The sequence below is a fragment of the Hyphobacterium sp. CCMP332 genome, from assembly GCF_014323565.1.
Classification (GTDB): domain Bacteria; phylum Pseudomonadota; class Alphaproteobacteria; order Caulobacterales; family Maricaulaceae; genus Hyphobacterium.
The window spans coordinates 2,389,841-2,402,263 of the sequence record NZ_CP058669.1 but is presented as its reverse complement, the minus strand read 5'-3'; the positions used below and the strand labels follow the sequence as shown (position 1 = coordinate 2,402,263).

6 protein-coding genes and 1 pseudogene are annotated in these 12,423 nt (G+C 59.4%); 5 read left to right on the top strand and 2 right to left on the bottom strand.

What is annotated here, in order from left to right:
• The first annotated feature begins 48 nt into the window (after positions 1–48).
• From purH to HXX25_RS12015, 3 genes are read left to right on the top strand one after another with little or no spacing between them, the layout of a single operon-like run.
• Entirely contained in the window at positions 49–1,638 is a 1,590-nt protein-coding gene (gene purH, locus HXX25_RS12025; protein WP_187166143.1) for a bifunctional phosphoribosylaminoimidazolecarboxamide formyltransferase/IMP cyclohydrolase, read from the top strand.
• A gap of 3 nt (positions 1,639–1,641) precedes the next feature.
• Complete coding sequence (locus HXX25_RS12020; RefSeq protein WP_187166142.1) at positions 1,642–2,499, top strand: dienelactone hydrolase family protein; 858 nt, start codon at positions 1,642–1,644, stop codon at positions 2,497–2,499.
• Positions 2,500–2,535: 36 nt separating this feature from the next.
• A complete protein-coding gene (locus HXX25_RS12015; RefSeq protein WP_187166141.1) occupies positions 2,536–3,411 on the top strand; it encodes a dienelactone hydrolase family protein in 876 nt (291 codons plus the stop codon).
• Here the strand turns inward: HXX25_RS12015 and HXX25_RS12010 are convergent.
• Together HXX25_RS12010 and HXX25_RS12005 are read right to left on the bottom strand one after the other, a co-directional pair.
• Positions 3,393–8,312, bottom strand: coding sequence for an NAD-glutamate dehydrogenase (locus HXX25_RS12010; RefSeq protein WP_187166140.1), 4,920 nt, complete (start codon positions 8,310–8,312; stop codon positions 3,393–3,395). The two genes, HXX25_RS12015 and HXX25_RS12010, sit on opposite strands and share 19 nt — an antisense overlap.
• Positions 8,313–8,834: 522 nt before the next feature.
• Positions 8,835–9,323, bottom strand: a complete 489-nt coding sequence (locus HXX25_RS12005; protein WP_187166139.1) for a hypothetical protein — start codon at positions 9,321–9,323, stop codon at positions 8,835–8,837.
• A 282-nt stretch (positions 9,324–9,605) separates the two neighbouring features.
• On the opposite strand from HXX25_RS12005, the pseudogene HXX25_RS12000 reads away from it, so the two are divergent.
• Positions 9,606–10,121 (top strand): annotated as a pseudogene (locus HXX25_RS12000) (osmoprotectant NAGGN system M42 family peptidase); the annotation flags it as partial.
• A 93-nt stretch (positions 10,122–10,214) separates the two neighbouring features.
• Entirely contained in the window at positions 10,215–12,119 is a 1,905-nt protein-coding gene (locus HXX25_RS11995) for a cytochrome c peroxidase (protein ID WP_187166137.1), read from the top strand.
• Positions 12,120–12,423: the final 304 nt, after the last annotated feature.

Below are 12,423 nucleotides of genomic sequence, written 5' to 3'. Positions count from 1 at the left end.
GCGTGATAATCGACGACCCCGCCCTCAACAGAAAGTTTCAGACGTCTCATGAGCCCAATTGATCTCGTTCCCGTTCGCCGCGCCCTGATATCCCTGTCTGACAAGACAGGACTGGAAGGCCGGGCCCGCCGCCTCATTGCACTGGGAGTCGAAATCCTGTCGACCGGCGGCACGCTTCGCGCGCTTGAAAAAGCCGGGATCGCGGCCAGGGACGTCACGGATGTGACCGGTTTTCCGGAAATGATGGATGGACGGCTCAAGACACTGCACCCGCTTGTCCATGGCGGACTTCTGGGTCGGCGCAATCTGCAGGGCGACCGGGAATCCATGGCGGCCCATGGCATTCCGGACATCGACCTTCTTTTTGTCAATCTCTACCCCTTTGAGGCTACGGTTGCGGCCGGTGAAGATTTCGAGACCTGTATCGAGAATATCGACATTGGCGGCCCGGCCATGTTGCGGGCCGCGGCCAAGAACCACCCCTTTGTGGCGGTCTGCGTCGATAATGAGGACGCCGATGCCGTGCTGGATGCCATGGACGACAACGCCGGGGCCACGCCGCTCGCGCTGCGCAAGACGCTCGCGGCCAAGGCCTATGCCCGCACAGCCGCCTATGATGCCGCAGTTTCGAACTGGTTTTCCGGCGAGCTCGGCGACAAAGCGCCCACCTTCCGCACTTTCGGGGGCGCCCGGATTTGTGAATTGCGTTACGGCGAAAACCCGCATCAGGCCGCTGCCTTCTATGCCAACGGGGCCGGCCGTCCCGGTGTTGCTACAGCGCGCATCGTTCAGGGAAAGGCGCTGTCCTACAATAATCTGGCGGATGCCGATGCTGCTTTCGAACTGGCCGCGGAATTCGCGGAGGAACCCGTCTGCGTCATCGTCAAGCATGCCAATCCCTGCGGCGTTGCTCTCGGGAAATCCGTACGGGATGCGTGGGGCCGGGCCTTGCTGGCCGATCCGATTTCCGCTTTCGGCGGGATTGTGGCGTTCAACCGCGACATCGATGCCGAAACCGCCGATGGCCTGACCAAATTATTCCTCGAGGTGATCATCGCACCGGGCGCTGATGAAGCGGCGCTGGATATCCTGTCGAAGAAAGCCAATTTGCGCGTCATGTTGACCGGGTCGATGCCCGATCCAAAGCAGGAAAGCTGGACCGCCAAGACCGTCGCCGGTGGCATGCTGGTACAGGAACGCGACAATGGCCTGGCCACGCAACAGGATCTGAAAACGGTCACAGAGGTCAAACCCGACGATGTGAAGACGCGGGATCTGCTATTTGCCTGGAAGGTCTGCAAACATGTGAAATCCAACGCCATTGTCTACGCAAAGGATGGCATGACCACCGGTATCGGCATGGGCCAGACAAGCCGTGTCGAAGCGGCGAAGCTGGCGGCCCGCAAGGCGGTGGAGATCGCGCAGGAGAATGGCTGGGACGAGCCGGCCACGATCGGGTCCGCCTGCGCCTCGGATGCGTTTTTTCCCTTTGCCGATGGATTGATGGCCGCCGTCGACGCGGGAGCGACCAGCGTCATACAGCCGGGTGGCTCCGTGCGGGATGAAGACGTTATCAAGGCGGCGAACGACGCCGGTATTGCCATGGTTTTCACCGGCATTCGGCATTTCCGGCACTAGAAGATGGGGCGCTGGACCATCCGCATTGGTCTCGCCCTGGCCGGGCTGGCCCTGATCTATGGTGCCGCGGCGGCGCAGAATCTGACGAGCGCCTTTGTGCCCCGGCGAACGCTAAACGAACAGGTCGAGCTGATACGGCCCGGCGTGCAGATTTTCTTGCCCGATTCCGCAACCGGGCCGGTGCCGGCGATTCTGTTCTTCCACGGCTGCGGGGGTGAGCGCCCCATGCATACGGCCTATGCTGCGGCGATTGCAGAGGCCGGGTTTGGCGCTCTGGTTGTCGATTCGTTCGAGCCGCGCGGGATTGGCCGATTTGGTGCCATGACGCAGGTCTGCTCTGCCACCCGGCTGATGGGTCAGGAACGCGCTGCCGATGTGTTCGCGGCGATGGAAATCGCGCGTGAAACCGACGGGATTGATGCAGAGCGCCTGATTCTGGCAGGCTGGAGCCATGGCGGCTGGACGCTGCTGGATGCGATGAGCTTTGTCAGCGAGGGCGAGCGACCACCCGCCCTGATCGACGGAGACGTGTCGTTTGACGGCGTCCTCGGTATTGTGCCCATCTATCCCTATTGCGGATTTCCGGCGCGCGCATCCGGACGCATCGGCCCGGGTCTGCCGCCCGTGGAAATGGTTCTGGCCGAGCGCGACATGGTGGCCCCTCACGCCGATTGTGAACGTCTGGCGCGACAGGCAATAGAGGCCGGCGCAGAAATCGATTACGCGGTGTGGGACGGCGTTACACACGCTTTTGACGATACAGATGCACCGGCTATCGATCCACGCATGACATATGATGCCGAGGCGGCCGCCAGGTTGCGCGCCCGGCTGATCGAAATGCTGGGTGAGACACAAGACTGACTTTACGGCGCGCCCGTCCTCGCCCATCAAGGCGGTATGGGATGGTTTTCACTCTCGGCACTATTGATCGCGCTGGCTGCCGCGCTTTTCGTTCTGTTCCGGCTTTACCGGAGAGGGTTGCTGATGCCGGTTGCGAGAACACCGCTGGATGAAATCACACGCGGCATTGCGCCTTTCACGGACATCCATCTTCCGAAGGGCAAGGGACCGTTTCCGGTTGTGATCCTGCTGCATGGATGCGGCGGTGTCAGGCCCAACATGGCGACTTATGCCAGGCTGGCGAACGATCTCGGCGTGATGGCTGTTGTTCCGGACTCGAACTCCTTTCATGGAATTGACTACGAAGAGGCGCTGGAAACCGTGTGTTCGGGCGCGAAATTGCGCGCTTCGGAACGTGCCGGTGATCTGCACGCCGTGCTGGAACTTGTCCGGCAGAACCCACAGGCAGATCCGGAGCAGATCATTCTCGCCGGCTGGAGCCATGGCAGCTGGACGGCGCTAGAAGCGTTGGCGCTGGCCAGGGCCGGACAGCCGCCGGGATCTCTGGATAAGGCGCCGTCAGACGGACTTGACGGTGTGAAGGCTGTGTTCGCCATGTATCCCTATAGCGGATTTCCGGCGCGATCCCGGCGCCTGCCATGGCCGCCGGATATCCCGGTTAAAAGCCTATTGGTGCGGGGGGATACGATTTGCAGCGACGCGGATTCCGTCGACGTGTTCAATCGCCAGATCAAGTGGGGCGCCGACGTCACATGGCGCTATGTCGAAAATGCGACGCACGCCTTTGACGAGCCGGATCACCACCCGACCTCGACGCTGGTCTTCGATCCCGAAGTTGCGAAAATCGCTCATGCCGCCTTTCAGGACTTCCTGAGCCGACATTTGAATCTCGATCACGGTTCGGCGGACTGAGCCATTTCCCGCAGCTGCGTGGAGGCAATCGCAAGCTTGGAGAGGGTCCAGGCCCCTGTGGTTTCCAGCTCTTCCAGCGCGCTGTCATAGCGACCGGCCTCGACATCATTCTGAATGCACCAGGCATCCAGCAATTCGTCAGCCCATTCGCGATTGGGCGCTTCGACACCGGTTTGAAGCCCGCCGCCCGCTGATCGTGCAAACCGCATCATGGAGGCGGCGATCGCCTGCTGGCTGGCATAGAGGTCTTCAATCAGGCGGCGAACGGCCAGACGGTCCCAATGCAGATCCGAGGACACTTCCGCGCCCAGACCCCGCAACATATCCACCGAGAAGCGTGACCCGGCGGCATGATAGACATAGCCCGCCGATTCAAGCGGCCAGTCTTCCTGCAGCGCGAGGTCAACAACATCGGAGGACGATGTCAGCGGGCGCAAAACCGCAATGTCATGCGCGAGATCCTTGGGCGCTCCGGCTCTGACATAGGCTTCGGTGCGCTGTTCGATATTGGCGCGCTCATAGGTCGATATCAGCCCCATCGCCGTATCGCGCAGCTTGTCGACGCCCGGACGATAGGCTTCGATCAGCTCGTGGATCGGCGTGGCCTGTCCGGCCTCCTGTGCCCTTGCCCGTCGGGCCAGCCAATAGGTCTGCCGGCGCAGAAGGCGAATGATTTCCCTGTGCAGGGTGATCTGGATGTCTGCCGGCGCACGATTGTCCAGCTTGTTGATGCGGTCAGTCAGCTCGGAGAAGCGGAAAATTCTTCGGCCAACCTCGAATGCGCGGGCGATCTGTTGCGCCTCGGCGCCGGTGGATTCGATCGCGCGGTGGACAAAGGTCGGGCCACCCAGATTGATCATGTGATTGGCCAGAACCGTGGCAATGATCTCGCGCCGCAGACGGTGCCCGGACATCTGTTCGCCATAGGCGTCGAGATCGTTCGGGAAATACCCTTTCAGCATGCTTTCGAAATGCGGATCATCCGGCACGTTGGACGCCACGAGCTTGTCGAAGGTCGTGATCTTTGCGTACGAGACGAGCACGGCGAGCTCGGGCCGGGTCAACGCCAGGCCCTGCTCTTTCAAGGCGCGCATTCCGTCACCGGACGGCAGACCCTCGACGCCGCGATCCAGCCGGCCCGCTTTCTCCAGGCCTGCCATGAAGCGCTCATGCGCATCGACGTCGGCCGGTGCGTCATGCTCGGCGAGCGTCAGGGCCAGCGTCTGATCATAATTGTGGCGGAGAACGTGTTCGGCGACGTCATCTGTCATGCCGCCCAACAACTTGTCCCGCGCCTGGCGGCTCATCTCGCCGGAGCGCAGAAGCGGGCTCAGCAATATCTTGATATTGACCTCGTGGTCAGACGTGTCCACGCCGGCAGAATTGTCGACAAAGTCGGCATTGACCCGGCCACCGGCGCGATCAAATTCGATCCGCGCTGCCTGGGTGAAGCCGAGATTGGCCCCTTCGCCAATGACTTTCGCGCCCACATCCATGGCATTGATGCGGATGGAATCATTGGCTTTGTCGCTGACTTCCCAGTGCTGCTGGGTGGAGGCTTTCACATAGGTCCCGATACCGCCAAACCAGAGCAGTTCGACCTGTGCCTTGAGGATGGCCGTCATCAGCTCGGGAGGCGAGAGCGTATCAACCTCGATGCCCAGCGCCTTGCGAGCCTCTTTGGACAGCTTGATCGATTTCTCGGCGCGCGAGAAAATGCCGCCGCCCTTCGAGATCAGCTTCTTGTTGTAATCCTGCCAGCTGGAACGCGGCAGATCGAACAGGCGTTTGCGCTCTTCCCAATTCGCCTCGCAATCGACCGGATCCGGGTCGATAAAGATATCGCGGTGATCGAAGGCCGCAATCAGCCGGATCTTGCGCGACAACAGCATACCATTGCCAAACACATCGCCGGACATGTCGCCAACGCCGGCGACGGTGAAGGTCTCGTTCTGGATATCCTTGCCGAGTTCACGGAAGTGCCGCTTGACGGACTCCCATGCGCCGCGGGCCGTAATACCCATTTTCTTGTGGTCATACCCGGCGGAACCGCCGGACGCGAAGGCATCTCCGAGCCAGAAATCATACTCGTCTGTCGCAACGCCGTTGGCGATATCGGAAAATGTGGCCGTGCCCTTGTCGGCCGCGACGACCAGATAGGGGTCCTCGCCGTCCCAGATGACCACGTCATCGGGGTGCGCCACCTCATCTTCCTGAATGTTGTCGGTGATATCGAGCAGGCCCCGAATAAACGTCCGGTAGGCGCTCTGGCCCTCTGCCAGCCATTCATCCCGGGAACCGGCGCGCGGCAATTGCTTGGGATAGAAGCCGCCCTTTGACCCCACCGGAACAATCACGGCATTTTTCACCTGCTGGGCCTTTACGAGGCCCAGAACTTCGGTGCGGAAGTCATCGCGGCGATCCGACCAGCGCAATCCGCCCCGGGCCACCGGCCCAAAGCGAATGTGCACGCCTTCAACCTGCGGCGACCAGACAAAGATTTCGCGATACGGTTTTGGCAGGGGGAGCTCTTCGACTTCCTGACTGGCAATCTTGAACGAGATATGCGCCTTGGGCAGGCCGTTCTCGCCGGTCTGGAAGTAATTCGTCCTGAGCGTGGCTTCCAACAGGCGGAGCAGGCGCCGCAATACCCGGTCATGATCAATGGAGGCGACCTTCTCCAGCTGAGACCGGATATCCTTGCCGATAGCCGCAGCTTTTTCCTTGCGGTCTTCCAGATCGAAATCGAGTGCCGGATTGAACCGCGTATCAAACAGCACCAGCAATTGGCGCGCAATGGCCGGGTTTTCCGACAAGGCCTCTTCCTGGATGGCTTGTGAGGGGTCGAGGCCGGTTTGCTGACGATAGCGCGCAAAAGCCCTCAATACGGCCGCTTCGCGCCAACTCACGCCGAGCTTCAGGATAAGCTGATTGAAGCCATCATTCTCGGCCCGGTTGGCCAGAACAGCGAGGAGGGCGTCTTCGAAGGCCTGACTGAACTCGTCGACATCTGTGTCAGCCAGCGCATCCGATTGCATTTCAAAGTCGTGTATATGGACAACGGCTTCGCGGGCTTCCTCGGTTTCGCGGTGAACTTCATAACCGGATTCCTGGATCACATTGAGACCCATATTCTCCAGTATGGGCATGACGTCTGACAGGTGGGTCGGCTGGTTACGGCGATAGATTTTCAAACGCAGAACGGATTTATCTTCCCCGCCAGTACGATACAGACGTGCCCCAATATTCGTCTCATCGCCCAGCGATTCGATACGCAGCAGATCGGCAATCCCTTCGGTCGGCGCAAACTGTTCGCGATAACCGGCGGAGAAGGCCTGATCATAGGCTGACAGGCGGTGCCGGTGCGTGTCAGGCAGAGAGCGGCGGCCTTCCGCCACAAGCTCGTCCTCCCAGGTGCGCGCCAGGGCAACGATCTGACGTTCCAGCTCATGCAGGTCGGGTTCCGGGTGGTTGTTCGGGTCAAGGCCGACGATATAGTGGACCCGGGCGAGCGGTCCGTCGCCGAAATGCGGATAATAGGCCGACATGCGGCCATCAAACGCGGCGCGGATCATTTCGCCGGCCTGCTCGCGGACACGCGAATTATAACGGTCGCGGGGCACGAAAAGCAGACAGGACACGAAACGGTCGAACCGGTCGCGCCGGACTAGCAGCTTTGTCCGCGGCCGGTCTTGCAGGTGCAAAATGCCAAGACCGATCTTCAGCAGATCGTCTTCCTCGGTCTGGAAGAGTTCGTCGCGGGGATAGTTCTCGACAATATTGCGGAGCTTCTTCTCCGAGTGCGTGCCGGGAATCTTGCCCGCACGCTCCAGAACCCGCCTGACCTTGCGGCGGACGAGCGGCACATCCCGCGCCATTCGGTCGTAGGCTTCGGCGGTGAACAAACCCACAAACCGGGCCTCGCCCACCACCGCGCCATCCTCGCGATACCGTTTGACCCCGATATAATCCATGTAAACCCGGCGGTGGACGCGGGATTTGATATTCGCCTTGGCGACAATGATCGGAGACGGCTCGTTCAGAAAGGATTCGATGGCCGGGGTGAGAAGCGCCGGCTCGTTGCCCTTGCGCAGCACCTGCCGCTCGGGATCGCGAAGAATGCCAAAGCCGGAGCCCGGCTGAACCGTCGGCTCACGCGTTGTCATCCGGCCTTTTGAATCGACATCAAACTGGTAGACCCGGCTGCCGAGAAACGCGAAATGGTCGTCCCGGAGCCAGCGTAGGAACTCGAGCGTTTCGGATTTTTCCTCGAGACTGGCCGGGGTATTTGCGTCTTCGACGTGGGCGATGGCCATGTTCATGGCCGCGCGCATATCCTTGAAATCGTCCGTCGCAAGGCGGACATCCTCCATAGCACCACGAACAGCTTCCGCCAGAACTTCACGGGTGCGTTCGTCAAGCGGCTCGACATGCACCTGAATCAGACTTTCGGGAAGCGTCTCGCCGCCTGTGCAGATTTCGCCCTTTTCGTTGCGGCTGACCGGGACGATCGGGTGGAACATGGCCAGCACGTCCAGCCCCTGCGCTCCGATCTCACCCATGACGGAATCAACGAGGAAGGGACGGTCCGGTCCGGCCACCTCGACGATGTCGCGCTTGATCGAGCTGGCACCTCCTGTGTCGGACGGCCGGGCGCGGACATGGATTTTCCCGCTCCCCAGACCCCTGGCCCAATCCCAGAATTCGGCCGCCTGCTCCGCAAGCTGAACCGGCTTGATGCCTTCGAGGTCCTCGGCCAACGCATCGCCCAGAACCTGCTCCAGAAATGCCAGTGCCGAGGCATCCGGTTCACTGCCGAATTTCTTTTGCCATACTTTGCGGGCGGCCTTGGTGAATGTTGCGGAAGTGTATGCCTGAGCGGTGGCGACAACAGAGGTCATGGAGCGGCTCTTCTTAAGCACGGAAAAGGTGACCGGATCGCCTGAATGTGCAGCCGACAGGACGACCAGCGTTTCATCCTTACTCCTGCAACGAGAAGGGTTAATCAAGGCGTAATGCCGTAAAAAACCGCAATAATGTGTGAAGAATGGTATGGCACCGCCGGACGGGGACAGGGGAGTTGTCCGGCGGTGCCTGCAGGCCTCCGAGGCAGGCTGGGGGGACGCACAAGAGAGGCCTGTTTACGCGAAGCCCTGCGGCTTCGTTATGCTATATAGAGAGTGGTGCTTCCATTTGAAGACCACACCAGAATGACGGCTGCCAAAACCATCGCTGCCAATCCGATTGATGCAATCTTGTACATCGACTTGTGTCCTCGCTCTTGTGGAGGACATATGGGTCGGAAGGTATGAAACTTCACCCCACGGGACGTCACAAGTCCGTGAAAGACTGTCTTTCCAGAAACAGAAAAGCGCCGCCCTGCCCGGGCGACGCTTCTACATTCAACTGGATTTGCTTCGGAGTCAGGCAGCCAGGACCTGGGCAAAGACCTCGATCGCTTCTTCTGAATCGGATTCACCCCGCGCGGCGAAAACCTTTCCGTTCATGGAAATGGCAACACCGGCGTCGGAAACATCCGGCGAGTTGGCCGCTTCGGCCAGCATGGGCACATCGCCCATCATGGCGATTATGGGCTTGCCATCACTCAGGAATTTTTCGATGGCGGTCTGTGTGGATTCGCCCATGCCATGAGAATTGCCCGGAAGTATAAGCGCGCAATACCCGTCAAACTCCATATCCCCGATTGTTGACGCCGGAACGAAGTTGACGTCCTGCCCGGCTTCCGTCCGCCCCGTCAGCATTCCACTTGTGTTGGACACGACCGATACGGAGAACCCTTTTTGCTCAAGGGGACGGGTTGCTCTGACAAATTCATCGGCATTGAAATTCTGGGCGGTTATGGCGGCGACGCGGCCGATGATGGGTTGGCGTTTACGGGCAAAGCGGTTCATTAAACTCCTTCTACGCCCTGCACCTCGGTGCGGACGATTCTGGTTTCTACGTTTTTCTAATGAGCATAGAAATAGTCGAATTGTGGCATAATTCAATCATACTCCACACATATATGACATAATTATTTTTATATTGCTTTTTAGTGTCGCGAGCGTCGCCGGTTAATTTATCGCTGGACCCATCCTAATTATGGGTTTTCCCAATCAATTCATTCTAATTTGATTCAATACTGATTGAATACAGAAATTATAGGAGCTAACCGTCCATGTGCGGACCAGACACCTGCGGTTGATACACTCTTCCTGTTTTCGATTACCGAAGAGATCGGCTCCGGTGCCTCCTCGATCCTGACACACGATATCGCGTCAATGGTGGCCATCGACAACGGAGCGGTCGCGCCCGGACAGGGATCACGGGAAACCGGTGTCACCATCGCCATGGGCGACATGACGGGGCCTTTTGATTTTCACCTGACACGGAAATTGATCGATCTTTGCCGGCAACACGATATTCGCCATCAACGCGATCACTTCGAACACTACCGCTCTGACAATGCCTCCGCCGTCGAAGGTGGCGCGGATGTCCGCACGGCGCTCATAACGTTCGGCATTGATGCCAGCCACGGCTATGAGCGAACGCATATGGATGCCCCGTGTTCGGTGGCCAAGCTCGTCGCCGCCTATGTTCTGAGCCCGGTGGACATCCTGCGGGACGCGCAGGAGCTCGGTGACCTCAAGGGCTTCCCGGAACAGCCTCACGAAACCGCCAGGGGAGCCAGCGGTCACCGCACAGATTGATGAATTGTCTCGCGACGGATTGGTAACCCTTGGCCGTTATTGATTTCGGGGACGGCGCTTTTGTTGAACAAGAGCGAGCGAGGACGGGCGTTTATGAACACGTATCTAAAAGCCGGAATAGCGGCGAGTCTCCTTACTTTTTCCTCCAGTCTGGCACAGGACAATAGCGGTCCGATCGTCGCGGCTGTATTGCCATCAAGCCGCGCTGTGCAGGTTGGCGATACAGCGACGGCCTTTGCGACAATCATCAATTCCGGGCAGATCGAAGCGGAAAATTGCCGCGTGGCGCTGGCACCAGGTGGAGAGGCGGCCGGCACGTTCGCGTTCCAGACCACGGATGCCAACAATGTTGCAACCGGAAGCCCTAACGCTGGGGTGAATATCGCCGGAGGCGGGTCGCAAAGTTTTGTATTCGCCTTTACGCCCGCCGCACCCTATGCGGGCGGTGATCTGCCACTGGTCTTTGACTGCGACAACACCCCTCCGGCCGCGATGACGGCAGGGGTCAATTCCTTCTGGCTTTCGGCGTCGACCACAGCCGGAGCCGATATTGTGGCGGTTTCGGACACCGGCTCCGCCGTCGGCCTCAATACACTTCCCGGCGTCGTTGAAACGATCGACCGTCAAAAAAACGGGGCCTTCGTTGTTGCCATCAGCAATATTGGCGCGGCGGCCAATCTGACGGCACGGCCTGTGCTCAGTCAGGACGGCATTACGGTCACCCCCCGGATCTGCCAGACAAATCAGGCGACCGGCGCCTGCCTTTCACCTGCCACGGCAGATGTTGATTTCTTTATCGGTGCCAACCAGACGGCGAGTTTTGCCATTTTTGTCGAGGATGGCATGCCCGTCACCTTTCAGCCTGGTAGCAATCGGATTTCCGTGCGTTTTGAAGAAGACGGCGCGCTTCGAGGGTCAACTTCGGTGGCCGTGCGAACGCTGATGAGCGAACCGATTCCGCCGCAAATTCCCTATCTTTACGCCGATGCCGATATCGACCTGCCAAATTATTACCGGAACGGGCCCGTCGCGGGCGCCGACAATACCCCGCTGGACAATCATATTACCAATCCCGGAGCGGCCCTTGGCCGGGTGCTGTTCTATGACCGCCGCCTGTCGGCCAATAATACTACGTCCTGTGCCAGCTGCCACACACAGGCGACGGGCTTTTCCGATCCGCTGGAGCTTTCCCGAGGTTTTGCAGGTGAGCTGACCAGCCGTCACTCGCCGGGACTGTCCAATGCCCGGTACTACGCCAATGGCCATTTCTTCTGGGATGAGCGCGCCGAAACGCTGGAAGACCAGACGCTCGCGCCTATCCAGAGCGCTGTGGAAATGGGCCTCACACTGGAAGAGGCCGTCGCCCGGGTCGATGCAGAGAGTTTTTATGATGCGCTGTTTACGGCAGCCTTCGGCGATGCGGCGGTCACATCCGACCGCATGGCATTGGCGATGGCGCAGTTCGTGCGATCTCTGACGACGTATAACTCCCGGTTTGACGATGCTCTTACCGCGGGGCCGGTGGGCTCGCCGGCCTTTGAGGCCAATTTTACAGAGCAGGAGTATCTCGGTTTACAGCTCTTCATGCCGGTGAACGGGTCCAGCATCCAGAATGTGGGCTGTGCGGCCTGCCATAATACTCTGGCTCATATCAGCGACGATGTTCACAATATCGGTCTGAATGCTGCGAATGATGCCGATGCAGATGCCGGAAACGGGCTGGGAGAGTTCAAGTCGCCCTCACTGCGAAATGTCGGTGTTCGGCCCCACTTCATGCATGACGGGCGGTTCACAACGCTGGCCCAGGTGATCGAGCACTATAATTCCGGCGTTATCCTCAATCCGAATCTCGATCCGCGGCTGCGGGCAGGTGGCGGCCAGCCCCGGCGCCTGAATCTGACAACGGAAGAAGCGCAGGCGCTGGAAGCCTTCCTGCATACGCTGACCGATAATGATTTTCTGACGGATCCACGTTTTGCGGATCCGTTTGTGGATTAGGTGATCCGGCAAAAGCGGCGCGGGACATCCCGCGCATTGTCCATGAAGTTATCCAGAATGATCAAAGAGCGATGCATGCCTTCCCCCGAAAAGTGGGCAAAGGCTGAATTTGCGCGCCTGTCCGTGTGCTTTCAGTCTGACTACCGCGACGTAAACCCGATAGAATTATTGTGAAGCTGGCGGCTGAATGTCGGGCCGCTCACCCTCCATGACAGCCACGAACATTTCAATTTGACGCGAGACTTCAGCGTGAATGGCTGGCGACAGAGTAGTCGCCTCTCTTGCCTGATCACGCACGGCCTCG

Excerpts from the sequence above, each read along its gene's own strand:
- HXX25_RS12010 (WP_187166140.1), bottom strand. The coding sequence starts at position 8,312 with ATGACCTCTGTTGTCGCCACCGCTCAGGCATACACTTCCGCAACATTC.
- purH (WP_187166143.1), top strand. The coding sequence starts at position 49 with ATGAGCCCAATTGATCTCGTTCCCGTTCGCCGCGCCCTGATATCCCTG.
- HXX25_RS12020 (WP_187166142.1), top strand. The coding sequence starts at position 1,642 with ATGGGGCGCTGGACCATCCGCATTGGTCTCGCCCTGGCCGGGCTGGCC.
- HXX25_RS12005 (WP_187166139.1), bottom strand. The coding sequence starts at position 9,323 with ATGAACCGCTTTGCCCGTAAACGCCAACCCATCATCGGCCGCGTCGCC.
- HXX25_RS11995 (WP_187166137.1), top strand. The coding sequence starts at position 10,215 with ATGAACACGTATCTAAAAGCCGGAATAGCGGCGAGTCTCCTTACTTTT.
- HXX25_RS12015 (WP_187166141.1), top strand. The coding sequence starts at position 2,536 with ATGGGATGGTTTTCACTCTCGGCACTATTGATCGCGCTGGCTGCCGCG.